The organism is Polaribacter sp. Q13 (genome assembly GCF_016858305.2).
Classification (GTDB): Bacteria; Bacteroidota; Bacteroidia; order Flavobacteriales; family Flavobacteriaceae; genus Polaribacter.
In genome coordinates this window covers 1,221,576-1,247,037 of record NZ_CP074436.1, presented here as the reverse complement: position 1 = coordinate 1,247,037, position 25,462 = coordinate 1,221,576, and the positions used below count along the sequence as shown (strand labels likewise).

Annotated in this window: 21 protein-coding genes; 16 read left to right on the top strand and 5 right to left on the bottom strand. The window is 29.3% G+C overall.

Going from position 1 to position 25,462, the window contains the following annotated elements; all coding sequences use genetic code 11:
• Window positions 1–4: 4 nt before the first annotated feature.
• The 3 genes from JOP69_RS05065 to JOP69_RS05055 all read left to right on the top strand — a co-directional run bounded on the left by JOP69_RS05065 (window position 5) and on the right by JOP69_RS05055 (window position 4,463).
• A complete protein-coding gene (locus tag JOP69_RS05065; RefSeq protein WP_203392181.1) occupies window positions 5–1,882 on the top strand; it encodes an alpha-amylase family glycosyl hydrolase in 1,878 nt (625 codons plus the stop codon).
• A gap of 77 nt (window positions 1,883–1,959) precedes the next feature.
• Window positions 1,960–3,612: an alpha-amylase family glycosyl hydrolase gene (locus JOP69_RS05060; protein ID WP_203392182.1), complete on the top strand. Its 1,653-nt coding sequence runs from the start codon at window positions 1,960–1,962 to the stop codon at window positions 3,610–3,612.
• A 290-nt stretch (window positions 3,613–3,902) separates the two neighbouring features.
• Window positions 3,903–4,463: a M48 family metallopeptidase gene (locus tag JOP69_RS05055; protein WP_249987898.1), complete on the top strand. Its 561-nt coding sequence runs from the start codon at window positions 3,903–3,905 to the stop codon at window positions 4,461–4,463.
• 139 nt (window positions 4,464–4,602) lie between these two features.
• On the opposite strand, the gene JOP69_RS05050 is transcribed toward JOP69_RS05055, so the two are convergent.
• Window positions 4,603–5,253 (bottom strand): peptidoglycan-binding protein, encoded by a 651-nt coding sequence (locus tag JOP69_RS05050; protein ID WP_203392183.1) that lies wholly within the window; start codon window positions 5,251–5,253, stop codon window positions 4,603–4,605.
• Window positions 5,254–5,333: 80 nt separating this feature from the next.
• A complete protein-coding gene (locus JOP69_RS05045; protein WP_252191195.1) occupies window positions 5,334–6,389 on the bottom strand; it encodes a LacI family DNA-binding transcriptional regulator in 1,056 nt (351 codons plus the stop codon).
• Between the two features lie 117 nt (window positions 6,390–6,506).
• Here JOP69_RS05045 and JOP69_RS05040 point away from each other — a divergent pair, with 117 nt between their 5' ends.
• The 11 genes from JOP69_RS05040 (at window position 6,507) to JOP69_RS04990 (ending at window position 17,854) form a co-directional block, all read left to right on the top strand.
• A complete protein-coding gene (locus JOP69_RS05040) occupies window positions 6,507–7,553 on the top strand; it encodes a sugar kinase (protein WP_203392184.1) in 1,047 nt (348 codons plus the stop codon).
• 94 nt (window positions 7,554–7,647) lie between these two features.
• Window positions 7,648–8,865 (top strand): 6-phosphofructokinase, encoded by a 1,218-nt coding sequence (locus JOP69_RS05035; protein ID WP_203392185.1) that lies wholly within the window; start codon window positions 7,648–7,650, stop codon window positions 8,863–8,865.
• A gap of 116 nt (window positions 8,866–8,981) precedes the next feature.
• Window positions 8,982–9,650 carry a bifunctional 4-hydroxy-2-oxoglutarate aldolase/2-dehydro-3-deoxy-phosphogluconate aldolase gene (locus tag JOP69_RS05030; RefSeq protein ID WP_203392186.1) on the top strand — a complete coding sequence of 223 codons (669 nt, stop codon included), beginning with the start codon at window positions 8,982–8,984 and terminating at the stop codon, window positions 9,648–9,650.
• A 184-nt stretch (window positions 9,651–9,834) separates the two neighbouring features.
• Window positions 9,835–10,248 (top strand): response regulator, encoded by a 414-nt coding sequence (locus JOP69_RS05025; protein ID WP_203392187.1) that lies wholly within the window; start codon window positions 9,835–9,837, stop codon window positions 10,246–10,248.
• Between the two features lies 1 nt (window position 10,249).
• On the top strand, window positions 10,250–10,789 hold the full coding sequence (locus JOP69_RS05020; protein ID WP_203392188.1) for a heme NO-binding domain-containing protein: 540 nt from the start codon (window positions 10,250–10,252) through the stop codon (window positions 10,787–10,789).
• Window positions 10,790–10,870: 81 nt separating this feature from the next.
• Window positions 10,871–12,850 (top strand): PAS domain-containing sensor histidine kinase, encoded by a 1,980-nt coding sequence (locus tag JOP69_RS05015; protein ID WP_203392189.1) that lies wholly within the window; start codon window positions 10,871–10,873, stop codon window positions 12,848–12,850.
• The gene (locus JOP69_RS05010; RefSeq protein WP_203392190.1) at window positions 12,851–13,996 is read left to right on the top strand and encodes an FIST signal transduction protein; all 1,146 of its coding nucleotides are present in this window, start codon (window positions 12,851–12,853) and stop codon (window positions 13,994–13,996) included.
• Complete coding sequence (locus JOP69_RS05005; RefSeq protein WP_203392191.1) at window positions 13,996–15,039, top strand: ATP-binding protein; 1,044 nt, start codon at window positions 13,996–13,998, stop codon at window positions 15,037–15,039. The genes JOP69_RS05010 and JOP69_RS05005 overlap by 1 nt, the downstream gene beginning before the upstream one ends.
• Window positions 15,040–15,041: 2 nt before the next feature.
• A complete protein-coding gene (locus JOP69_RS05000; protein WP_203392192.1) occupies window positions 15,042–15,359 on the top strand; it encodes an Hpt domain-containing protein in 318 nt (105 codons plus the stop codon).
• Between the two features lie 5 nt (window positions 15,360–15,364).
• Window positions 15,365–16,075 carry a LytTR family DNA-binding domain-containing protein gene (locus JOP69_RS04995; RefSeq protein ID WP_203392193.1) on the top strand — a complete coding sequence of 237 codons (711 nt, stop codon included), beginning with the start codon at window positions 15,365–15,367 and terminating at the stop codon, window positions 16,073–16,075.
• A gap of 99 nt (window positions 16,076–16,174) precedes the next feature.
• Entirely contained in the window at window positions 16,175–17,854 is a 1,680-nt protein-coding gene (locus tag JOP69_RS04990) for a T9SS type A sorting domain-containing protein (protein WP_203392194.1), read from the top strand.
• Window positions 17,855–17,906: 52 nt separating this feature from the next.
• On the opposite strand, the gene JOP69_RS04985 is transcribed toward JOP69_RS04990, so the two are convergent.
• Window positions 17,907–19,985: a tetratricopeptide repeat protein gene (locus tag JOP69_RS04985; RefSeq protein ID WP_203392195.1), complete on the bottom strand. Its 2,079-nt coding sequence runs from the start codon at window positions 19,983–19,985 to the stop codon at window positions 17,907–17,909.
• Window positions 19,986–20,210: 225 nt separating this feature from the next.
• Between JOP69_RS04985 and JOP69_RS04980 the strand changes: the two genes are divergently transcribed.
• Complete coding sequence (locus JOP69_RS04980) at window positions 20,211–21,479, top strand: oligosaccharide flippase family protein (protein ID WP_203392196.1); 1,269 nt, start codon at window positions 20,211–20,213, stop codon at window positions 21,477–21,479.
• 112 nt (window positions 21,480–21,591) lie between these two features.
• On the top strand, window positions 21,592–22,773 hold the full coding sequence (locus JOP69_RS04975; RefSeq protein WP_203392197.1) for a glycosyltransferase: 1,182 nt from the start codon (window positions 21,592–21,594) through the stop codon (window positions 22,771–22,773).
• Between the two features lie 3 nt (window positions 22,774–22,776).
• Here the strand turns inward: JOP69_RS04975 and JOP69_RS04970 are convergent, their stop codons facing one another.
• Both JOP69_RS04970 and JOP69_RS04965 read right to left on the bottom strand, forming a co-directional pair.
• A complete protein-coding gene (locus tag JOP69_RS04970) occupies window positions 22,777–24,294 on the bottom strand; it encodes a glycoside hydrolase family 2 TIM barrel-domain containing protein (RefSeq protein WP_203392198.1) in 1,518 nt (505 codons plus the stop codon).
• Window positions 24,288–25,244 (bottom strand): hypothetical protein, encoded by a 957-nt coding sequence (locus JOP69_RS04965; protein ID WP_252191194.1) that lies wholly within the window; start codon window positions 25,242–25,244, stop codon window positions 24,288–24,290. The genes JOP69_RS04970 and JOP69_RS04965 overlap by 7 nt, the downstream gene beginning before the upstream one ends.
• Window positions 25,245–25,462 lie beyond the last annotated feature (218 nt).

The window sequence follows — 25,462 nt, the reverse complement described above, 5'->3', positions numbered from 1 at the left end:
AATTATGAGAAAAATAAATAGCGTTTTATCCGTTTTAATTTTACTATTGGTAATTGGTTGTTCAACAGAAAAAAAATCAAAAAACGACATGAAAAGTGCATCAAAAAAGAAAAAGGAAGTAGTTTATCAGGTATTTACACGTTTGTTTGGTAATACAAACACCACGAATAAACCTTGGGGAACAATTGAAGAAAATGGTGTGGGTAAATTCAACGATTTTACAAATAAAGCCTTGTCTGAAATAAAAGATTTAGGTGTTACTCATATTTGGTATACAGGTGTTCCGCATCATGATGTAATTAGAGATTATACAAAGTTTGGCATTTCTAATGATGATCCGGATATTGTAAAAGGTAGAGCAGGTTCTCCGTATGCAGTGAAAGATTATTACAATGTAAATCCGGATTTAGCTGTAAATGTAGCCAACAGATTAGAAGAATTTGAGGCTTTAGTAGCTCGTTCTCATAAAAATGGATTAAAAGTAATTATTGATATTGTACCAAACCATGTTGCAAGAAATTATCAAAGTTTATCAAATCCTAAAGGGACCAAAGATTTTGGGGCAGATGATGATAAAACAGTGGAATATGATGTAGATAATAATTTTTATTATGTACCAAATGAAGCGTTTCAAGTGCCAGATTTCTTAAATGGATATGCACCGTTAGGCGGAGAAAAAAATAGGTTGTCTGATCATAAATATGTTGAAAACCCTGCAAAATGGACAGGAAATGGATCTCGTGCAGCAAAACCTCATTTTAACGACTGGTATGAAACGGTAAAAGTAAATTATGGTGTTTCTCCGGACGGAAGAAAAGATTTTGATGAATTGCCAAACGGATTTGAAAACGAAGATTACAAAAAACATTTTGAGTTTTGGCAAGATAAAAAAGTACCAAGTTCTTGGATTAAATTTAGAGATATTGCTTTGTACTGGACAGCAAAAGGAATAGACGGATTTAGATATGACATGGCAGAAATGGTGCCTGTAGAGTTTTGGAGTTATATGAATTCTGCTATTAAAATGAAAAATCCAGATGCTTTTTTATTAGCAGAAGTATACAACCCAAATGAATATAGAAACTACATTCGTTTAGGTAAAATGGATTATTTGTATGACAAAGTACAGTTATATGATACCATTAAGCACATAATGCAAGGGCATGGAAAAACAGATTATATTCCTGGAATTCAAGAAGATTTAAGAGATATAGAGCATAATATGTTACACTTCTTAGAAAACCATGATGAACAAAGAATTGCAAGTCCAGAGTTTGCAGGAGATGCTTTAAAAGCAAAACCAGCTATGGTAGTTTCTGCAACAATTTCTACTTCGCCTACAATGATTTATTTCGGACAAGAATTTGGGGAACCAGGTGCAGAAAATGCAGGATTTGGAACTGAGTCTAGAACTTCAATTTTCGATTATATTGGTGTTCCAACGCTTCAAAGATGGGTAAATAATAAGAAATTTGATGGAGGTCAATCTACGGATCAAGAAAAATCTTTAAGAGATTTTCACAAACGCTTATTAAATTTCACCATTAAAAGTGATGCCTTAATGGGCGATTACCAAGACATTCATTATTTTAACCGTCAGCATACAGAATGGTATAATGAAAGAGTTTTGTCTTTTGTACGTTGGAGTGAAAATGAAAAATTAATTATAGTTTCTAATTTTAATGCACATGATACTTATGGTTTTGAGTTAGGTGTACCACAAGATATTATTGCAAAATGGAAACTGAAAGATGGAGAGTATCAAGTAGAAGATCAATTGTATAAAACGTATTCATCAACTTTAAAAGTAGAAAATGGAGAGGCGAGAGTAAGAGTTGATGTAAAACCATTAGAATCTTTTATTTTAAAGCTGAAAGAATAATTCTAAAAGACTACAATACCTTTCAAATATCCTGCAAGGTTTCAAAAACCTTGTAGGTATAAATACATAATCTATCCATGAAAAAAATACTTTTCCTATTCCTTTTAGTAACTATTTTTAGTTGTAAAGAAAATTCATCAACAGAAAAAATAGCAAAACAAATCGTAAAAAAAGAATTCGTTTGGGAAGGAGCAAACATTTATTTTTTGTTGACAGACCGTTTTAATAACGGAGATACCACCAATGATATCAATTTTAATAGAACCAAAGAAACCGGAAAATTACGTGGTTTTGAAGGCGGAGATATCAAAGGAATTACTCAGAAAATAAAAGAAGGATATTTTACAAAATTAGGAATCAATGCCATTTGGATGACGCCAATTGTAGAACAAATTCATGGAGGTACTGATGAAGGAACTGGTTTGTCTTATGGTTTTCATGGCTATTGGGCTAAAGATTGGACAAAGATTGACCCAAATTTTGGAACTAAAGAAGACTTAAAAGAATTGGTAGCAATTGCACATAAAAACGGCATTCGAGTTTTGTTAGATGCGGTTATCAATCACACAGGTCCGGTTACGGATAAAGATCCGGTTTGGCCTTCAGATTGGGTAAGAACTGGTCCGCCGTGTACGTATGATTCTTATGAACATACCATTTCTTGTACGTTGGTAAAAAATTTACCAGACATAAAAACAGAAAGTAATGAGGCTGTAGAATTGCCAAGTCAATTGGTTAAAAAATGGAAAGCAGAAGGACGTTACGAGCAAGAAGTAAAAGAATTAGATACTTTTTTTACTAGAACAGGACATCCAAGAGCGCCACGTTTCTATATTATGAAATGGCTTACAGATTATATTACAGAATTCGGAATTGATGGTTACAGAGTAGATACTGTAAAGCATACAGAAGAGTCTGTTTGGCAGGAATTTAAGCAAGAATGCGATGCTGCTTTTGCAGAGTATAAAAAGAATAATTCGGAAAAGGTTTTGGATGAAAACAACTTTTATTTAGTAGGTGAAGTGTATAATTATACTATTTCAGATGGAAAATCTTTTAATCTTGGTGAGAAAAAAATCAACTATTTTGACCATGCTTTTAATAGTTTAATCAATTTTGAGTTAAAATGGAATGTGAAGCAAATGCCAGAAACAGCCGTTTTTCAAAAATATGATTCGCTTTTACATACAGATTTAAAAGGGTATGGCGTCTTAAATTATCTAACCTCTCATGATGATGGGCAACCTTTTGATAAAGAAAGAGAATTGCCATATAAAACAGCCACAATGTTGTTGTTAACTCCCGGAACTTCTCAAGTATATTATGGTGATGAATCTGCAAGAGATTTAACAATAGAAGGGACAGTTGGGGATGCAACTTTACGTTCTTTTATGAATTGGAATGACATTAAAACGAAAGCTAAAACGCAGAAAATTTTAAAACATTGGCAAAAATTAGGTCAGTTTAGAGCCAATCATCCAGCAGTAGGAGCAGGGAAGCACACACTTATTTCTAAAGAAAACGGAATGGTTTTTTCTAGAGTTAGAAATACTGATAAAATTATTGTTGGTATCAATTTACAGAAAGGAATTAAAGAAATACAAGTTTCATCATTATTTAAAAATGGAGAGAAATTGAATGATTTTTATGCTAACCAAGAGGTAGAAGTTAAAGACGGAAAAGTAATAGTAAATTCAGATTTTGATATTATCTTGTTAGAGAAACTTTAATTTTTGGGCGTTTTAACGGGCTTTCCGCACTCGCTTTTTTTCTGAAAAAGAAAAAAGAGCTCAAACAAATGCTACAATCCCTAACGCAAGCTTGTCTGTGGGCAAATTTTATAAGCCAAAAACAAATAGATTTATTGAATAAAATTTCACAAATTCAAGACAATAATTATTTAAGAAAAAGAGAAATCAACTTAAATACGATTTAATAAAACAATTAGAATAACTTTGTCGTTTGTAAAGAACGTAAAGTAATCTTATTAAACGGTAAGATTTACTTCGTTTCTCTAACAATGAGAAATAAAGAAAAAGATATGGGAACATTGGTAAATAATTATATTTTTAAAGCTTTAGAGAGCTATCCTTTCGATTTAGAAGAGGTAATGGAAGCCTTAAATTTTGCGTTGTCTTATGACGATAAAAATACAATGGCCTTAACGCTAATGGGGCGTGTTTATGCAGAAAAGTTGTATAAGTATGAAGAAGCCATCGTATATTTTAAACAAGCTTTGGCAGAAAACATTCATGCTTTTGAAGTGTATACACCTTATATAAATACACTTTTATGGAATGAAGATTATAAAGAAGCTGAAGATTTTATAGATTTTGCATTAACCGTAAAAGGATCTGATAAAGCCATTTTATATCTAAAAAAAGCCATTTTAAATGAGCAATTAAAAGACTATAAAACAGCCTTAACCTTTATAAAATTAGCAAAAGAGCATACATTTAATTCAGAATTTATGGCAGATATCGTCATTGAAAAAGATAGAATAAAAGGTAAAATGCCAAAGAAGAAGAAAGTAAAGGCAATTAAAAAACAACCTAATAAGGCTAAGAAGGTTAAAAAATAAGGATAAAGAGGCTGTCTAAAAAGGATTTAATCTTGGCATACTGAACTTGTTTCAGTATCTTCACTTACTGAACTTAAATCTTCATAAGAATCTGAGATAAGTTCAGATTGAAAAAAACTCCCTTTTTAGAATTCTTTTTTTATTCAAACAAGGCATCTATAGTTAAAACATCTAGAACTCCATCCGCAAATAAGTTGTTTTTTTCTTCAAATGTTTTAATTGCATTAAGCGTTTCAGTTTTGTATGCACCATCTAAAGAAACCTCGAAACCTTTTTTATTTAATTGTTTTTGAATTTCAAATATCAAAGCATTTTTATGGCCATAATTCATTTTTATATTGGCATTAAACATACTTTTAATTTTGGTATTCACTAATGATTCTTGGTAAGCCTTATAGCTGGTTCCTGTTTTTTCTAAAAATTGTATTTCTTCATTAGACAAACCTTTTGCTTTTAAAAGGAAAGATTTTTCTAATTTGCTCTCATAATATTTAATAGTGGCAAGTTTTTCGGCATAATTTTTAACGGCTAATTTGGTTTTTTCAGAATCATCTTCTGGACTTCTAACATCTATATCATTAGCTGTCCATTCCATTTTTATAAAACTGTTAGTGTTTTCAATAGCTTTATAATAATTCAATACCACTTCTTGATTGTGGTATTCCGTGTCTATTTTTTTAGTGGTTTTATAATCCACATTTGGTGAGTTGTACCTTTTGTATTGTTTATATTTTCCATATCCAATGGTACAAGCAATAATTAATAATAATAAAATAATTAGTTGTTTCATTTAAAGTAGTTGGTGTTATTTATAGACATATCAAAAATAGGAAAAAGTTTCTATTCTAATGTAAAGAAAAGGTAGGCGTATTACCGGTTAGAAGAATCTCTTTCTATAAGTGCAACATCTAATATTCTTTTGGTAAAAGTTTGTTTAACAACTTTTGTTTTTGCGTGCGCTAAGAAAGCAAAAGCAGCCTGTTGTCCTATTTCTGCACTATGCTGGTCTATACTCGTTATAGTTGGTGTTGTCATAGAGGTAAAGGGTTCGTTACCAAAACCTACTAAGGCAATTTCATCTGGTATTTTAATATTATTTTCTTTTAATACTTGTAAAGCTCCTAAAGCAGCATAATCACTTGCTACATAAACAGCATCTGGTCTATTTTTTAAAGATAAAAGCTGTATCATTTTTTCTCTTCCATCCTCTATTGTAAGGCTTCCTTCTATTAATAACTCATCATTTAAAGGTAAATTATTCTTTTTTAAGGCATCAATATAACCTCTAATTCTATTGTTAAAAATTCTAGTATGTTTATATCCACCAATGTGTGCAATTCTTTTACATCCTTTTTTAACAAGGTGCTCTACTATTATATGACTGCTATTATAATCATCAATACCAATATAATCTACATTTAAATCATTTTCTCCTCTATCAAACAGAATTAAAGGGATACTTGCTTTTTTAATTTTTTCAAAATACGTTAAATCTACAGTTTCGTTTGCCATAGACGCGATAATACCATCTACTTGTGTAAATAATAAGGTGTCTATGCTAGCACATTCTTTTTTAAAAGACTCGTTAGATTGTGTAATAATGATACTATAACCTTCCTTATTTAAAACTTCCTCTATATTCTGAATTACAGATGAAAAAAAATTGCTATTTGTTCTAGGAACAATAACACCCACTAATTTACTTTTTCCACTTCTAAGAGCACTTGCCAGATGATTAGGCTGATAATTTAAATTTTCAGCAACCTGCCTAACAGCTTTCTTAGTCTTTTCGCTTATTCTATCATCATTGTGTAGCGCTTTAGAAACAGCAGCTGCAGAGATGTTTAAAACATTGGCAATATCTTTTATGGTAGTTTTCTTTTTGATAATAATTTTTTTTATATATTTGCTTAATCGATTAAGCAAATATAATTCGATATTAATTATAATCAAAACGATAGTTCAATTCTTTCCTTTTGATTTTATTTTTAGAATCTGCTTAAACGTTTAACCAATTAACTATAATATTAAAAAAGGATTAAAATGGCAAAAGTAGTAACATTCGGAGAGATCATGTTAAGATTAGCTCCTCAAGGATTTTTAAGATTTTCACAAGCAAATAATTTTGACGCTGTTTACGGTGGTGGAGAATCTAATGTAGCAGTATCATTAGCAAACTACGGAATAGATGTAGATTTTGTAACACGTTTACCAAAGAATGATATTGGTGAGTGTGCAATGATGGAAATGCGTAAAAGAGGTGTTGGTGTAGATAAGATTGTGTATGGTGGAGACCGTTTAGGAATTTATTTCTTAGAAACTGGTGCTGTATCTAGAGGATCTAAAGTGGTTTATGACAGAGCGCATTCTGCTATTGCAGAAATTGAATCTGGAATGATTGATTGGGATGCAGTTTTTGAAGGATGTGAATGGTTTCATTGGACTGGTATTATCCCTGCAATTTCTCAAGGAGCTGCAGATGTAACTTTAGAAGCTTTAAAAGTGGCAAGTGCAAAAGGAATTACTATTTCTACAGATTTAAACTACCGTGCAAAATTATGGAATTTCTGTGATGCTGCGCATAGAGAAACAATCATGACAGAATTAACGTCTTATTGTGATATCATTTTAGGAAATGAAGAAGATGCAGAAATGCACTTTGGTATTAAGCCTGATGGTGCTGCAGTTCAAACAGCAGGACATGATGTTAAAGCAGAAGCTTTTTTATCTGTTTGTCAGCAAATGATGGAGAAATTTCCAAGAGCTAAAAAAGTAATTACTACTTTAAGAGGTTCTGTTTCTGCATCTCATAATACATGGGCAGGAGTTTTATATGATGGAAAACAAATGTTAGAAACGCGTCAATACCAAATTACAGATATCGTAGATAGAGTAGGTGGTGGAGATTCTTTTATGGGAGGTTTAATCTACGGATTATTAACTTACCCAGATAACGATCAAAATGCTTTAGACTTTGCAGTTGCTGCATCTTGTTTAAAACACACTATTAAAGGTGATGCTAACTTAGTTACTGTTGCAGAGGTAAACAAACTTATGGGTGGTGATGCATCTGGAAGAGTAGCAAGATAAAAATGTTTAATCGTGTAATTGTTTAAGCGTTTAACTGCTAAAAATAATTACACGATTAAAACAATTATATATTTTTAAACATTTACAATAAAACATGAAAAAATCTATAGCTATTATGTGTGGAGGCGGACCTGCCCCTGGTATTAATACCGTTATTAGTACTGTGGCTAAAACCTTTATGAAAGATGGTTATAAGGTTATTGGTGTGCATCATGGATACCAAGGGTTGCTTTCTGAAAATCCTGAATTGGAAATTTTCGATTTTCATCGTGCAGATCGTATTTTTAGTCGTGGTGGATCTAGTCTTATAATGAGCAGATTTAAACCAAAAGACAGTGATTTTAAGGCAGATTTTTTCAAAAAAAATAATGTAAAGTTATTGGTTACTATTGGTGGAGACGATACCGCTTCTACTGCAAATAGATTAACCAAATATTTAAAGGAGCAAGAATTAGATGTTAGACATATTCATGTACCAAAAACAATAGATAACGATTTACCTTTGCCAGATAGAAACCCAACATTTGGTTTTCATACAGCAAAAGATGAAGGTGTACGTATTGGTAATACGGTTTATGAAGATGCTAGAACCAGTGAAAATTGGTTTGTAATGTCTGCAATGGGACGTTCTGCAGGGCATTTAGCATTTGGAATTGCTTCGGCATGTCATTTTCAGATGGTGATTATTCCAGAAATGTTCAACAAAACAACTATTACATTCCAGAAGTTAATCAATATGATTATTTCTTCTATTGTAAAATGTAAAATTATGGGTGTGGAATACGGAGTCGCTTTAATTAGTGAAGGTGTTTTTCACTTCATGGAAGAAGAGGAAATTATTAATTCTGGAATTAATTTTACCTATGATGATCATGGACATCCAGAATTAGGGAATGTTAGTAAATCTCATATATTTAATTATTTACTACAAGTTAAGTTAAAAGAAATTGGATTAGAAATTAAATCTAGACCCGTAGAGCTTGGTTATGAATTAAGATGTTGTAATCCTATTGCTTTCGATTTAACCTTATGTACTTTATTAGGTATTGGAGTTAAAAAATTATTTGATCAAGGTGTTACAGGTTGTATTGTAAGTGCTAATTCTAATGGAGATATTTCACCTTTATATCTAAAAGATTTTGAAGATGAAAATGGTAAAATTCCACCAAGATTAGTAGATATCAATTCTGATATGGCACAATTATTCATAGAAAACTTATTCTTCTTAAAAGAAAAGGATTATGAAAATGCAAAAAAGTATGTTTCAAATCCTGAAGTGTATGATTTCAAAAAAATATTAAACTGGAGTTAAAATTGTTTAAGGGTTTAATTGTTAAATTGTGTAACTTTAACATTCAAGTACAATTCAACAATTACACGATCAAACAAATACACAAATAAACGATTACACAAATAAACATTAAAAAAATGGCACAATTTTCAAGATTAGAAGTAGCACAAGTAATGAAAGAAACAGGAATGATTCCTTTATTTTTTCATAACGACATAGAATTAAGTAAAAAAGTATTAAAAGCATGTTACGATGGTGGAGCTCGTTTAATGGAGTTTACAGCTCGTGGAGATTTTGCTCACGAAGTTTTTGGTGAGTTAACAAAATATGCTATTGCAGAATTACCAGGTATGATAATGGGTGTAGGTTCTGTAACAGATGCAGGTGCAGCATCATTATACATGGCATTAGGAGCAAACTTTGTTGTAACTCCTGTTTTAAGAGAAGATATTGCAATTGCATGTAACCGTAAAAAAGTTTTATGGTCTCCTGGTTGTGGTACCTTAACAGAAATTACTAGAGCAGAAGAATTAGGATGTGAAATCGTTAAATTATTCCCTGGTGATATTTATGGACCTCAATTTGTAAAAGGAGTTAAAGGGCCTCAACCTTGGACAAGCGTTATGCCAACAGGTGGAGTTTCTCCAACAGAAGAAAATTTAAAAGGTTGGTTTGATGCAGGTGTAACTTGTGTTGGAATGGGATCTAAATTAATTTCTAAAGAAATTATAGCAAATAAAGATTATGCGAAATTAGAAAAAGATGTGAGAGCAGCTTTAGCTATTGTAAAAGCAGTAAGAAAATAGTCTAAACTATTTTATACAAAAAAGCTCCAGCTGAAAAGTTGGAGCTTTTTTTTGTCTTTACAATTTAATATGGTCTATACTTTTTTGCATTTCATCTACACCTAATCCTTTTTGACCAACCATCGATAGATAACTCTAATTAATAATCTTAAATTTGTATAAAATAAACGTAAAACCTCCTAAAATGGCTAAGAATTTAAAAGTATTATTGATTGAAGATAATCTAATTGAAATTATGAAAATGAAAAGAACACTTTCATTGTTAAAATTAGAACACACTATGCAAGAAGCTAAAAATGGTGAAGAAGCATTAGAAATTTTACAAGATAAAAGTAACTTTCCTGATTTAATTTTATTAGATTTAAACATGCCAAAAATGAGTGGTATAGAATTTTTATCAATCTTAAAAAATAATAAAGAGATACAACATATACCTACTGTTATTTTAACCACTTCAGATAATCAAAAAGATCTAGAAGAATGTTATAAAATAGGGGTTTCTGGTTACGTTTTAAAGCCTTTAAAATATGATGATTATGTTAAAAAGATTGAAGCCGTATTATCTTATTGGAGCATAAATGAATTAAAAAAATATTAATATGAAGGGAGTCGTTTTTACAGAGTTTTTAGATTTAGTAGAAGAAAAGTTTGGTTTAGAGATGGTAGATAAAATTATTTCTCAATCTAAATTAGAATCAGAAGGGGTATATACATCAATTGGCACCTATAGTTTTTCTGAAATGCTACAATTGGTTACTAATTTAAGTGGTAATACAGGTATTTCTACAGATGATTTACTTTTAGTTTATGCAGAACACTTTTTCGGATTGATAGAAAGAAGTTACCCAGGTCTTTTGGCAACGTATAAAGACCCTATAGAAATGTTAGCATCTATTGAAAATCATATACATGTAGAAGTTCAAAAAATATATCCAGATGCAGAACTGCCTACATTTATTGTAGAAGAAAAAACGGATAACTCTATAATTATGATTTATAAATCTAGTAGAGCAATGCATCATTTTGGATTAGGTTTAATGAATAAAACTTTTGAGCATTTTAATACTAAAGCATCTATCGTTTTAGAAAAAATTAAAGAAGATGGTACAGAAGTAAGGTTTATTGTTAATAAAATTTAAATAGGTCTATTTTCTACAAAAATTTTTTTTTAAGCAGAAAATAAATTAAATTTATGTGCTATACCGTAAAAGAAGTAAAAAATGACTATTCCCCTAAAAGAAAATCAAGATCAAATAGGAATATTACAACGCGCTCTAAAACGTGAAAAAGCTGCAAGGAAAGCGGCAGAAAAAATTCTTGAAGATAAATCTAGAGAACTATATTCTAAATCTCAAGAATTAGAAGAACTTTTAAATGAGAAATCATCTACACTAGAAGGAGTTTTTAAAAACATTAATGATGCATATTTAGTTATGGATCTTTTTGGTAATGTTTTACAGATGAATGAAATTGCTGTAGACCTTTTTGGGTATGATATAGAAAAAGAAAAGTTTAATTTAACTGATATTGTATACCAAGATGATATTGAATATACCTATAATGCTTTTAAAGAATTATACGAAAAAGGATTTTTTAATAGATATACTTCTAGAGTTTATACCAAAAGTAAAGAAGTAAAATGGCTACAAGTAAATGCAACACTTATTTATAATAAAGAAAATAAAGCTGTTGCTGCACAAGGTATTATTAGAGATATTACAAAACAAAAAGCTTCAGAAGATTTAATTATTGAATCTGAAAATAGATTGGCTGCACTTGTCTTAAATTTAAATAGTGGTATTATTTTAGAAGATGAAAATAGAAAAATAATATTATCCAACACCAAATTTTGTGAATTATTTAAAATAGATGCGCTACCCAAAGATTTAAAGGGGATAGATTGTAAAATGGCATCAGAACAAAATAAAGTTTTATTTAAAGAATCATCTACTTTTGTAGAAAGAATGGATGAAATAGTAGCTAATAAAAAACCTGTTTTTGGCGAACAATTAGAAATGATAGACGGTATAATTCTCGAAAGAAATTATACACCTATTTTTATTGGAGATAAATTAAAAGGTTATTTATGGACGTTTAGAGATATTACCCTAGAAAAAAAATACAGTTTAAGTTTAGAAGTAGAAAAAGAGAAATATAGCAGCATAATTGCTAATATGAATTTAGGGCTCGTAGAGATTAATAAGGAGGAGCAAATTTCGATGGTTAATCAAAGTTTTATAGAAATGTCTGGTTATGCTAAAGAAGAGTTAATAGGAAAAGTAGGACGTGATATTTTTACATTTAACGGAGATTTAGATATTATAAATGATCAAAAAGTAAAACGTCTTAATGGAGAGTCTTCTTCTTATGAATTAAAAACTAAAAATAAAAAGGGAGAAATTAAATATTGGTTGGTAAGTGCTGCACCTAATTATAATTTGTTTGGAGAAAATGTGGGGTCAATAGCATTAAATTTAGATATCACTAAATTTAAAAGATTGCAATTTCAAAAGGAACAAATTTTAAAAGAGTTAGAAAAAAGAAATACAGAATTGCATGAGTATGCGCATATTGTTTCGCACGATTTAAAATCTCCGCTAAGAAGTATAGATGCATTAGTTACTTGGATAAAATTAGATAACGAAGGTAAATTTGATGAAATAACACTTCAAAACTTCGATCTGTTAAATACCACATTAGAAACCATGGAAAAATTAATTTCTGATGTTTTAGAATACTCAAGTGCTGGTACTGCTGTTACAGAAGATGAAGATGTAGACTTAAATATTACGTTGTCTAATTTAAAAAAGTTTTTATTTATTCCAGAAAATATATCTGTAAATGTAATTCATAAATTACCAATCGTTAGAGGAGATAAAACCAAGTTTCATCAATTATTTCAAAATTTTATAAGTAATGCTATTAAATTTTGTGATAAAGAAATAGGTCTTGTAGAAATAGATTACACAGACAAAGGAACCTTTCATCAATTTTCTGTAAAAGATAATGGTATAGGTATAGAAAAAAAATATCATAGTAAAATATTTGAAGTGTTTACTTCGTTAAATAAAAGGGAAGATTCTACAGGAATAGGATTATCTATTGTTAGAAAAATAATTGATTTACACGAAGGAAAAATCTGGTTAGAAAGTGAACCAAACATTGGTACTACTTTTTACTTCACCATAAAAAAGAATTAAATGAAAACTGTACAACTTAAAAAGCATAAAAATACTGATTGGAAATATTTATCAGAAAAAATAGATTTAATAGCACCGTTAGTTCTTGTTTTTGGTAATCGATATTTATTAGAAGAAGAAACTATTCTTGATGAGGTTAGAGACTTATTTAAAGATGGTCATATTGTGTTTGGTTCTGCTTGTGGAGATATTTCATCAGAATCTATAGATGATGAAACCATAACAATTACAGCTATTGAATTCGAAAAAAGTACTTTTGTTATTAAAACAGCAAATATTTTAAACGCAGATCCAAACCACAAAATTGATAGTTTTGCAATAGGTAAAGACTTAATAAGTCAGTTGCCAAAAGAAGGTTTAAAACACGTTTTTGTACTCTCTGAAGGCAGTTTTATAAACGGTAGTCAATTAACGAGAGGAATGAATGCCGCTACAGACAATAACTTGTTAATTACAGGTGCTTTGTGTGGAGATGATGCACGATTTGAAAAAACAATTTCTTCTTACAACGAAAACCCTAAACCAGGAGAAATGGTGGCTATAGGATTGTATGGAGAAACCTTAGAAATTACTTTTTCTATTAATGGAGGTTGGACTCCTTTTGGGCCAGAAAGAGTGGTCACCAAATCTAAAGGGAATATTTTATATGAATTAGATAATTTACCTGCTTTAGATTTGTATAAGAAATACTTAGGAGAAAAATCTAAAGAATTGCCAGGAGCAGCATTGTTATATCCTCTAAATGTAAAATCTGAAGATGGTACTAATACAATTGTGCGAAGTATATTAAATATAGACGAAGAAGAGAATTCTATGATTTTAGCGGGTGATATTGTAGAAGATACTAAAGTGCAATTAATGATGACTAATGTAGATAACATTGTAAATGCAGCAGAAAAAGCAGCTGTAAGTGCTTTAGAATTTAGAAAGAAGAAACCAGAATTAGCAATTTTAGTAAGTTGTATTGGTAGAAAATTAGTGTTAGACCAAAGAGTAGAAGAAGAAGTAGAAGAGGTAATAGAAGTTGTTGGTGATACTGCAACGATAACAGGGTTGTATTCTTATGGCGAAATAGCGCCTTTTATTGGAGAAAATAGTTGTCAATTGCACAACCAAACCATGACAGTTACATTAATAAGCGAGTAATGAATTCTCTATTAAAAAGACAAATAAGAAAATTTCTTCCCAAAGAATTACAGTCTAACAAAGAATTGGACCAATTCTTAGAGGCTATAGATAAATCTTACAGTATTTCAGAAGAACAGTTTTTAATGTTGCAAAGAGCAACTAAATTCAGTTCAGACGAACTGTATAGTGCTAATGAACAATTAAGAGAAGAGTCTGACTCTCAGAAAAATATAATTTCAAAATTAGAAAGTGTAATCGATAAATTACAGTTTTATGATTTAAAAGATGATCGTCCAATGGAGAATTCAGATTCTTTAAAATTGGTAGATTTTATTGATAATCAGACAAGAGAAATAATACGTATCAATCAACAAAAAGATATCCTTTTAAAGAATTTAGAACATCAAAATCAAGAATTAAAAGAGTACACACAAATGTTTTCTCATGATTTAAGAACTCCTTTACAAAGTGTAGAAGCCTTAACAACTTGGTTACAGGAAGACTATTTAGATCTTATAGATGAAAGTGGAAATGAAAAGCTAGAACTTATTAAAGAAAATGTAGAAAGAATGGATATTATTGTAAAAGGAATTTTACAATATTCATCAATAGGTAATGCTTATAGTGATTTAATAGATATAAGTTTAGCTGCTTTAGTTGATACAATTATACAAGATATTGATAAAAAAGAGAATGTTACTTTTATTATTCCAAAAAAATTACCAACTATTAAAGGAGATGAATACAGACTTGAAAAGTTATTTTCTCACTTAATAGATAATGCTATAAAATTTAACAATAAAGAAAATATTATAGTTGAAATTGGTTTTAAAGAAGAAGAAGACTTCTGGAATTTCTATATTAAAGATAATGGAATAGGTATTGAAGAAAGATATTTTGATAAAATATTTGTTACATTTCAAAAATTAGAGGACGATTATAGCTCATCTGGAATTGGATTATCGATTGTTAAAAAAGTAATTGAGCTATATAAAGGTGAAATTTCTATAGAATCTACACCAAAAGTAGGTTCTACTTTTTATTTTAGTTTAAAAAAATAACCATGGAGCAACCAAATTTAGAATATATAGAACAATTAGCAAGAGGCGATGATTCTATTAAAGCAGAGTTAATAAAAGTAATTAAAACAGAGTTTCCAGAAGAGAAAAAAGATTACTATAACAGCTTAGAAAATAAAGAGTTTAAAAAAATTGAAGAAAATGTTCATAAACTTAAACATAAAATTAGTATTTTAGGTCTCGAAAAGAGCTACGAAATTGCTAATGAGTTTGAACATAATCTTCGAGAACTAAGTTTAGAGAAGGAAGAAGATTTTGAGAAGATTTTAAAAACAATTACGGCGTATATAGAAACTATATAAGTTTTATGAATTGTATTATTATTGATGATGAAAAAATGGCAAGGGTTATAATTAAAACCTTATGCAATGAAATAGATTCTTTAAACCTTTTAGAAGAGTTTCCAAGTGCCATAGAAGCAATAAAGTATTTGAATGAGAATAAGGTAGACTTAATCTTTTTAGATATTCATATGCCTAATTTTAGTGGTTTAGATTTTATTAAAAGTTTAAAAAACCCACCAAAAATTATTTTAACTACTTCAGATCCTAAATTTGCTATAGAAGCTTTTGAGTATGACTTTATTGTAGATTATTTATTAAAACCTTTAGAGTTACCTCGTTTTAAAAAAGCAATTGATAAAGCTGAAAGAAAAAATTTAGCCTCAAATGAAGTAAAAAAAGAAACTTCTAAACCCATAGATATTGAAAACGATTTTTACGTAAACATAGATCGTAGATTGATAAAAATAGATTTACCTAGTATTTATTTAATAGAAGCCAAAGGAGATTATATTAAAATAAAAACAGAAACAAAAGATTATAAAGTACATTCTACTCTTAAGAAAATTGAAGAAAAACTACCAGATTCTCTATTCCTTAAAATACATCGTTCTTATATTATCAATATTAAAAAAATTATAGATATTGAAGACAATAGTGTCTTAATAAAGAAAGACGTTATTCCTGTTAGTAGGTCTAAACGACCAGAATTAATGAAAAGATTAGATTTACTTTAATTATTTATCTAAACAAGCCTTACCACTCATCTATAGTTAAAGTGTAAGTGGCTAAAATTTAATAATTTTACTTTAGTTAGTGCTTATTTTTGTGGTATAATGAAATATATCATAAAAAATTTATTGCTAATTTCTACTTTTATAGTAGCTACAAACTTAAACGCTCAAACAAACAAAGCCGATGGATTTGGTGTTGGAGAAGGCGTAAGGTTTAATAAGAGTCAATTATCTAAAAGTAATATAACAAATGCTTTAATAGATTATTTACCAGAAACAGGAAGTAATCATACAGAAACGGCATTTGTTTTTAAACCTAAAGGACTCTCTAAAAATTTAAATATTAAAGAGACTTTTTCCGTAAGTTATTATCAGGGTAAAAATAAAGTATCTTCTGTTATAGCAACCAAATCGGATGGAGTTGTTTATGATCATTCAAAAATTATTTATGACAGATTAAATAATGATCGTTTAGATAGTATTAGTACTATACTTGTAAATGAGCATCAAGTAATTAAATCTAAAATAAGTAGTGTTTCTGGTCAAACTAAATATACATTACGCTTTTCTATTAGAGTTGATACAAAAGAAAATGAATTATTTAGTTTCTGGAATATAGACCAATACCCAACTGGTAATTATCATAACTATATAATTTTTGGAACATCCTTTTCTCAAGTTTTATCAATAGCAAATTTTATTATAGACAAACATTCATCTAAAGATGGATTAAAAAGTACCTTAGAAACAAGTGTTTTACCAAATGTTTTTGTTAAATCTGGTAGTTATGTTAATGGTATTCTAAACCTAAATATTGTAAATAGAACACAAGAAAAGTCAGTTAATTTTGTTGGTAATATTGCCGAAACAGAATTAACAGCACATATTAAAGCAGCCAATGTTTTTTCACTTTCAGGAAACTATAATGAAGTATTATCTATAGAAACAGGTGTTTTATTTGATATTGGTTTTTATTTAGAAACAACTTCTTCTAAGCAAAAAGATGCTTTATACGTGGCAGATGGACCTTGGGGTTTAGATTATTTGAAAGAGTATGTAACGGTTTCTAATTTTGAAGTAAACTTATCTGAAAGAGAAGAAGATGATGCTATTTATGAAGTGGATAGGAGCGTAAAGGTAATAGGAGAAGTAAAAGGAAATATTAATTTATTTAGACACCTTTTACCTAGAAATGAAAGTTTAAGTGTTGAGGGGTATAATTTTATAAATTTCAATATTAAAAATAATGAACCGGTAGAAGTCGTTATTATGACGAATGAAAATAGAGACTGGGAGCATAGGTTACGATATACGATTCCTGCAAATTCAGCAGAGAAAACATATACCATTTCATTGTTAGATTTTGTAGATGATGCGGGGAAGAAGGTTATGGTTTCAAGTATTAAAACAATAGTATTTTCAGTAATAGGTGATTACACATATTATAAGCCTTTTAGTTTAGATATAAATAAGATAGCATTTACTCTAAACAATAATTTAAATGAGGAAAGTTTTACAGAAGAGCTTAGCGAAAAATTATTAAACTATCCAAATCCTTTTACAAATTCTACAACAATACAGTTACCTAAAGTAGCTAAATATATTCAAATTAATGTATATAATTTAATGGGTAGAATTGTAGATGCTCAGAAAATTAATACAAATTCTTCTTCTTCTAAAAAAGTACAATACAATGCTCCTCAATTAAAAAAAGGAGTTTATAAATACAGGCTTATTGACGATGAAAATAATCAACATTCTGGAACCTTTATCGTCAACTAGTCCCCCAAAACAAAGTAGGAATGTAGTTGGGCAAAAGAGAAATCTTTTGCCCTTATTTTTTATACAAAGGTTTTTTTAAGAAGATCCATTTAAAACGTAACCCAAATTCTGTGTACGTAAAACTTGCTGAGGTTGTTGCAGATGCAGCAGTAGAAGCTATATTACTTTGCAAACCATAGATGTTTATTAATGCACGTTCAGAAAATTTATATCCTAATTTAGCCTGAACTCTATACGTGCTTTGAGCGTCATCATTTTCTATATATTGTAGACCAGTGGCTGCAGTTAAACCATAAAACCATTCTTTTTTCTTAGCGGCAGCTTCATCTTTTATTAGATCAACAAAAATCTCTACGGCATTAAATTTACTAGGACTAAAATAATTATCTTTAGAGTCTTTAAAAGAAATATTTTGATAATTAAGACCTGCTTTTATAGATGGTTTCGCAAAGATATTATAGTAAAGAGACGTAAATAAGAGGTTTCTAACGTTTTCATCACTTTGCCATGTATAATAATACTGCGTAAACCAACCGAGGTTAAAGTTTGTATTTAAACTATAATTTAAAATAAGATTATTTTGTACAATTTCATCATTTAATAACGCGGCATTAAAATTCTGAACATCTCTTTTGTAACCTAAATCTAAGCTTTGAAGCTTAAATGGTTTTATATTAACAGAAATATCTGTTAATAATTGAGTGTACTTTTCAGCTTCTGAATCGGAAGACGTAACACCAAAACTACCTTTTAAGGTAACATTATTTAATATTTGATAAGAAACACCTAATAATAAATTATTGGTAGTAGCTTTTAATGAGTCAATTTGATTATTAAGGGTTGTTCTATAATTATAATTGGCTGAAATTTTAAACTTTGTAGAAAAAGGAATTTCCGCTTTTACATCGTAAGCATTTGCTTCGTTATCTCCATTATCATAAGAATAAGAAAATTTGGTTTCTACAAAAGGGGTAAAGCTTACATCTAATTGTTTTATAAAGTTAGAAGCATCTTTCTGTTTTTCATAAAAAGTAAGTGTGTTTTCTGCACTTTTATAAGCATTGTTATAGTAACCAGAGGCTTTCAGGGCATTTGCTTTTCCAAGATTACCATCAAACGAAGCGCTGTCTTTTTTTAAGATTAAATTATAATCTGCTATACTCTTCTTAAAATCACTTTTATAAATATTAAGAGTAGCTCTTAAAGAAAGCATCCAGTTTTCTGGTTTTTCATTGTTGTCTAATAATTTATCAATTTCAGTTTCGGCAGGTGTATATTTTTTATTCCAAATTAATGCTTGAATATATCTTTCTGTGGTTTGATTTTTTAAGGTTTCAGAGGTGTTTTTATCAATGCTTTTTAGTGCTGTTTTACTTATAGTTAATGCCGTTTTATCATCAGTATCTAGGTGATAAGCTAAAGAAATTCCGTTTAAAGAGGTTAGTTTATCTTCTGGTTTTTTACCTATAATTTCATAAGTGCTTTTCGCTTTTTCTATTTGTTTAGAAATTAAATACAAATTAGCAAGGTTTAGTAATGTTTCCTTATCGTCTTTGAAAGAAGTGAAATTTTCTTTTAAAATTGTTTCTGCTTCCTCATATTTTTGATCCGTTACTTTTTTACTCGCCAATCCTAATCTCATATATTTCTTAGAAACCAATGCATTAGGGTTTCCAGGGAGTACTTCTAAAGCTTTATCTACGTAGATTAAAGCGTCTTCAAATTCTTTTAAATTAGATAAAGTATTCGCATAACCTAACAATGCAGGAAAGCTTTTATCATTTTCTTTTAGTAAAGTTTGATAAAAAGATTTTGCATCAGGATAATTTTTATTCCAAAGTAAAGATTCTGCATAATTCAGTTTCACTTCAAAATCTGTGGGATAATCTTTTAGTAAATTTGTAAAAAGTGTTACCGCAGCTGTTGCCTTTCCATTTAAACCAATGGCTCTTCCGTAACAAAGTCTTGCCGTTTTGTTTGTAGGGTATTCTTTTAGGATATCTTTAAAAAAAACTTCAGCTTCTTGGTATTTACCTGTTTCTAAGTAGGTAAAACCTTCTTGCATATCTTGACTAAAGCTTTGTATACTTAAGAAAAGAAAGAAGAAAAGAGTAGAATATATTATTTTCATAGGTTTAAATTTAGCTTTGGCAAGTTAAGCAATAGTAATTAATCTTTTATCGATATAAAAGTGTTTTTCAACGTGAAAAGGAATTATTTTTGAAGAAACTAGGTGATATTTGTTTTTAGTAAGATTTTGGGTTATCTAGAAAATAGTAATAGAATATTGATGATTGTAAAGAAATTTATGATTAATTTGAGAACGTAAAAATAGCTCAATAAAAAGAGGAATAATATGCAAGCAATTATGCGATTTGTGAAAAACGGAATTAAACCGGAACAGTTATTTATGTTAAGTGTTCTTCTTGTAAATGGAGGAAACTATTTATACAATTTGGTTTTAGGACGTGTTTTAGGGCCAGAAAAATTTGCAGATGCAGCTATCTTAATTACATTTTTATTGGTATTGTCTTTTGTGGCAATGACTTTTCAATTGGTAACAGCTAAATTTTCTGTACTTTTTGAAGATACTATTTTTACCGGCTTTATTTCTAAAATTTATAAAAATGCTTTATTTACCGGAATCTTTTTAGGGATTGCTATTATTGTTTTTTCAACGCAATTGCAGCATTTCTTTAAAACAACTTCTTCTACAATGTTTGTTATTTTTGGATTTGGAGTTCCGTTTTATTTTTTAATGAGTGTAAATAGAGGCGTTTTTCAAGGAAAACAAGAATTAAAATCTTTATCAATTACGTATCAATCAGAAATGATTAGTCGTTTAATATTAACCTTCGCATTATTATATTTTTTAGATATTGATTCTTCTTTAATTATAGCAATCGGTATTTTTTGTTCTTTTGTTTTTGGATTAATTCCGTTTAAAAGCAGCCATATTTCTTTACTTAAACCTTTTAGTTTAGAGGCAGATAATAAAAAGTTGGTAAAGAACTTCTTTGTTATTACAGCTTTTTACGAGTTAACACAAATCATTATTAACAACAGTGATATTTTATTAGTAAAACATTATTTTGAATCTTATGAGGCTGGTTTATACGCTTCATTAGCTCTTATTGGTAGAGTTGTCTATTTTATTGCTTGGATGTTTGTAATGTTACTTTTACCAAAAGTTGTTCAATTAAAAAAAGAAGGCAAAGATACGTTACCAATCTTGTTAAAATATGTTGTTTATATTGGTTTTATTGCTGCTGTAATTGTTATTAGTTGCTTTTTATTTCCTGATGAAATAATTAAAATTTTATTTGGTAGTGAATACTTATCAGTTGCATCATTATTATGGAAATATGCTTCTGCGACAGGAATTTTTGCCATCTCAAATATATTTGCATATTATTATTTGTCGTTAGATAAATATGTACCTGTTGTACTTTCTGGAATTTTTGGAATGTTACAAATAGTTTTGGTTGTGCTGTATCATGAAACATTAGAGCAAGTTGTTCATGTGCAAATTATAGCAATGGTTTTACTTTTAATAGTGCAACTTAGTTTCTTCTTTTTTAAAGATTCTAAAGCTACAAAAGCCATTAAAGAAACTAAAGAATAATAATATCTAAACCTATTTTCCAATCATCTATATATAATGGTATTTGAGCCGTTTTAGTATAAAAAATAAAAGTAAAAACCTGAAATTTGAATCATAATTAAAAATTCACAATATGAAATTAGCCCTCGTAACTGCATATCCACCAAGTAAAGTAACTTTAAACGAATACGCATATCACTTAGTAAAAAGTTTTAGGCAAAGTAAAAAAGTAACAGAATTAATTCTTTTAACGGATGAAACTCCAGAAGGAAAAGATATTAATTTTACGGAGAAAGGATGTAAAATTACGGTGAAAGAATGTTGGAAATTTAATAGCTACGGTAATACAAATAATGTTATAAAAGCAATTAATGAAACCAAACCAGATGCTGTTTTATTCAACTTGCAATTTATGAAGTTTGGAGATAAGAAAGTTGTTGCTGCATTAGGGTTAACATTGCCTTTAATTTGTAAAATGAAAGGAATTCCTACCATCGTTTTATTACATAATATTTTAGAACAAGTAGATTTAGATAGTGCTGGATTTACTTCTAATAAATTGGCTCAAAAAATATATAATTTTATTGGTACATCCTTAACCAGATTGATTTTAAAAGCAGATTTAGTTACGGTAACCATGGATAAATATGTTACTACCTTAGAAGATAAATATAAGGTTGATAATGTAAAAATGATTCCTCATGGAACTTTTGAAATTCCTGATAATCCATCACAAAAATTGCCAGAAGGTCCTTTAAAAATTATGGCTTTTGGTAAATTCGGAACCTACAAAAAAGTAGAAGCGATGATTGAAGCTGTAGAAATTGTAAGAAAAGAAACTGGCTTAGATTTAGAAATTGTAATTGCCGGAACAGACAACCCAAACGTACCCGGTTATTTAGAAAATGCTAAAGAAACGTATAAACATGTACCACAACTTACGTTTACTGGGTATGTAGAAGAAAATGAAGTAGAACCGTTGTTTACAGAAAGTGCTGTAGTTGTTTTTCCTTATACGTCTACAACAGGCAGTTCTGGAGTGTTACACCAAGCAGGTAGTTATGGTAGAGCAGTAGTAATGCCAAATTTAGGAGATTTAGCCACTTTAATTGAAGATGAAGGATATAGAGGAGAGTTTTTTGAACCAGAAAGTGTAACAAGTTTAGCAAACGCCATTAAAGCGATTGTAACTAATGATGCCTATAGAATTGAATTAGGTGAAGCTAATTATAAAGCTGCAACTGCTTTTCCTATGGAAAGAATTACGAATATGTATTTAGAAGAATTTGATAAAATTATAGCTAAAAAGAAGTAATCATTATTCTTTAGAAATATATTTATAAGATAATTTCTTTGCACCAGAACTGGTGATAAAACCAAATTTTTTCTGAGGGTTTGTTCTCCAAGGAAGACTTCCTAAAACTTCTTTGGGGACAACATCAAAATCATATAAAGTCCATGACATAAAAGGAATTGAGTTTTTTGTCATGATGCTTTGTATTTCTTTATAATAGTTTGCTTGTTTTTCTTCAGAGCCCACAAAAGGTCTCCAAAAACCACCATAAGAAGATAAACCAAACTCTTGTAAAACGATTGGTTTGTCTTTTATTTCTTCTTTTAATTTTAGGTATTCGCTTTCAAGTTGCTCTATATCTTCATAATAATGAAAAGAGACTACATCTACCTTATCTTTTAAAATAGTGGCACTTTTTGTATTAGACCAACCAATAGTTACAGGATGTTTTTTATCTATTTTTTTTATTAAGATAATCATAAAATCTAACCAAGCGGTTACATTTACTTCGCCTCTAGAAGCAAAATCTAAGTTCGGTTCATTTTTAACATCCCAGGCTAAAATAGCGGGATGATCTTTAAATGTTTCTACAATTTTTTCGGCATGTCTTTGGTTCAATGTCCAATCTAAAACATCATAATTTCCGTAAAAATCAAACAAAGTAACTACAACTTTTAAGTCTTCTGCGAACGCCGTATCTAAAACTTTTTTTAGTTTTTCTAACTTCTCAAATTTTACATTTGCTTTTCCAAAATCTTCGTAAGGCACAAATATTCTTATAGAATTTAAACCGGCTTTTTTAATAATTCTAAAATCGTTTTTAATAATATTGATGTCAAATGCATCCCCATACATATTCCAAGGAGTCGCTTGCGGATAGTAGTTAATCCCTTTTATATTTGTAAAATTTAATGGATTTTTTTGAGAGGTATCCTTAAATTTAGCAGTACTTTCTTTTACCATATGTCTTACCCGCCAAAAACCATCTTCTAGTAATAAAACGTATCTATAAGTGGAGACTTCAGTAGATTCTAAAATTAATTTTTTGTCTTTTAAAATTTTTTTATACTCTAAAGCATTAGAATCTTTTAAAACAATTAATTGCCCATCTTCACTAAAAAACTCGAGATCTAAGTTGTGTTCTAAGGTAGTAGACTCTATAGACGTTTTATGTAATTTATTGTAATCTAATATGTTGTATATGTTTTTTCGAGAGCTTTTAGTAAAATAGTCTTCAATTCCTACTCTAGTATTGGTTTTATAGGCAACTTGTTTTACGTACCAAGCGTCTAAATAATCATTCTGAACAGCAATTATTTTTTCTTGACTTATTTTTCTTCCTTTGTTTCCATCATTTTTCCAAGTAACTTTAGGTAAATATTGTTCTACTTGTTTTACCTCTGTGTGCAACATTTTACTTCTGTCTGCACCTGTATTTAAAAAACTGTACAAAGAGCTTACTAAGAATAAAAGAATTCCTATTATAAATAAATAAGTAAGCATTAAAACACCTCTAAGAATTCGTTTGTTCGTTTTTACCATAATTTAAAACTTTTAAATTCTTTTTTAATTCCAGCAGTTTCAATAACAATTTTATACAAATTATTTTCGAAAATATTGGGATCTAAATAAAACGTAGCAAACCCATTTAAAGATTCTTTAAAAAGCTCTTTAGTAAGAGTGTTATTTTTATAAATAGATAATTTTACAGAGAGTCCATCTGGAATTATTTGTTTCATAAAACTTTTTAAGGGTCCTATTTTTATGCTTCTATTATGTGCTGTAAAAGAAACAGTATAATCTTCAATTACTTTTTTGTACTTAATTGTTATGGCGTTACTTTCTGAAATACCTATAAAATATGCTTTCACTTTCCATACTTCTTCAAAATCTGGATGGATAATTTTTGCATGAGCAACACCATTTATTGTAGTACCAGTGGTTTTTAAAATATCTCCCTTTTTATTGGTGATATAAAATTCTATATAACTCCCATCACTTACAATATTTCTGTTTTTGTCTTTTATGATGGATGTGTAAAAGGTTGTAATTTGATTACCATCTGCATATTCATGATTTCTGCTTGCAAAAAGTTTAAAATTGGTAGCAATAGCAGGCATAATATTTACATCAAATTCTTTAGAATTTAAACCATAAGATTCTGATGAAATAATCATTCTTCCACTTTTTTTAGGAGAAAAGATGTTTTTATAGCCTATTAATTTATCGGTTAAAATAGGTTGAGATTTTTCTGATTTCAAAAATTGATACTTTACATCAACTTTACTATGATCTAAAATAGGGTTGTCTAAACTATCTGTGGGTATTACCACTAACATGGTGTAATCTAAACCACCGGCATCTATACTTGGTGGCCCTACATAGGTTTCTATAGTGGTTGGTTGCTGTTGCGAAAGAATGGATATATTACCAGAAATTTCTTCCGAAGAATTTATAATGCTCCAAGATAATACCCCTCTTTTTTTTGACATAAAAGAGGGGATTTTAAACGTGTTTTTTTTGGCTATAACTTTAGGTGTTAAAACGGTAGCACCATAACTATTAGCGCAATATAATTGAATAATCGAGTCATTTTTTACAAGAAACTCGAGCGTAATTTTATCACCCACAATAAAAGTTTTTTTTGTAGATATTAAAGAAATACCAGAATGCGTCGCAGTTGTTTCTTGTGCAAGAAAAGAAATCACTA

What these genes read in the sequence shown, in the direction of transcription:
- JOP69_RS04985 (WP_203392195.1), bottom strand. Translation starts at nt 19,985, where the DNA reads ATGAAAATAATATATTCTACTCTTTTCTTCTTTCTTTTCTTAAGTATA.
- JOP69_RS04980 (WP_203392196.1), top strand. Translation starts at nt 20,211, where the DNA reads ATGCAAGCAATTATGCGATTTGTGAAAAACGGAATTAAACCGGAACAG.
- JOP69_RS05010 (WP_203392190.1), top strand. Translation starts at nt 12,851, where the DNA reads ATGAAAACTGTACAACTTAAAAAGCATAAAAATACTGATTGGAAATAT.
- JOP69_RS05050 (WP_203392183.1), bottom strand. Translation starts at nt 5,253, where the DNA reads ATGAAACAACTAATTATTTTATTATTATTAATTATTGCTTGTACCATT.
- JOP69_RS04970 (WP_203392198.1), bottom strand. Translation starts at nt 24,294, where the DNA reads ATGGTAAAAACGAACAAACGAATTCTTAGAGGTGTTTTAATGCTTACT.
- JOP69_RS04965 (WP_252191194.1), bottom strand. Translation starts at nt 25,244, where the DNA reads ATGTCAAAAAAAAGAGGGGTATTATCTTGGAGCATTATAAATTCTTCG.
- JOP69_RS04995 (WP_203392193.1), top strand. Translation starts at nt 15,365, where the DNA reads ATGAATTGTATTATTATTGATGATGAAAAAATGGCAAGGGTTATAATT.
- JOP69_RS05025 (WP_203392187.1), top strand. Translation starts at nt 9,835, where the DNA reads ATGGCTAAGAATTTAAAAGTATTATTGATTGAAGATAATCTAATTGAA.
- JOP69_RS04990 (WP_203392194.1), top strand. Translation starts at nt 16,175, where the DNA reads ATGAAATATATCATAAAAAATTTATTGCTAATTTCTACTTTTATAGTA.
- JOP69_RS05015 (WP_203392189.1), top strand. Translation starts at nt 10,871, where the DNA reads ATGACTATTCCCCTAAAAGAAAATCAAGATCAAATAGGAATATTACAA.
- JOP69_RS05055 (WP_249987898.1), top strand. Translation starts at nt 3,903, where the DNA reads ATGAGAAATAAAGAAAAAGATATGGGAACATTGGTAAATAATTATATT.
- JOP69_RS04975 (WP_203392197.1), top strand. Translation starts at nt 21,592, where the DNA reads ATGAAATTAGCCCTCGTAACTGCATATCCACCAAGTAAAGTAACTTTA.
- JOP69_RS05060 (WP_203392182.1), top strand. Translation starts at nt 1,960, where the DNA reads ATGAAAAAAATACTTTTCCTATTCCTTTTAGTAACTATTTTTAGTTGT.
- JOP69_RS05000 (WP_203392192.1), top strand. Translation starts at nt 15,042, where the DNA reads ATGGAGCAACCAAATTTAGAATATATAGAACAATTAGCAAGAGGCGAT.
- JOP69_RS05035 (WP_203392185.1), top strand. Translation starts at nt 7,648, where the DNA reads ATGAAAAAATCTATAGCTATTATGTGTGGAGGCGGACCTGCCCCTGGT.
- JOP69_RS05040 (WP_203392184.1), top strand. Translation starts at nt 6,507, where the DNA reads ATGGCAAAAGTAGTAACATTCGGAGAGATCATGTTAAGATTAGCTCCT.
- JOP69_RS05005 (WP_203392191.1), top strand. Translation starts at nt 13,996, where the DNA reads ATGAATTCTCTATTAAAAAGACAAATAAGAAAATTTCTTCCCAAAGAA.
- JOP69_RS05065 (WP_203392181.1), top strand. Translation starts at nt 5, where the DNA reads ATGAGAAAAATAAATAGCGTTTTATCCGTTTTAATTTTACTATTGGTA.
- JOP69_RS05020 (WP_203392188.1), top strand. Translation starts at nt 10,250, where the DNA reads ATGAAGGGAGTCGTTTTTACAGAGTTTTTAGATTTAGTAGAAGAAAAG.
- JOP69_RS05030 (WP_203392186.1), top strand. Translation starts at nt 8,982, where the DNA reads ATGGCACAATTTTCAAGATTAGAAGTAGCACAAGTAATGAAAGAAACA.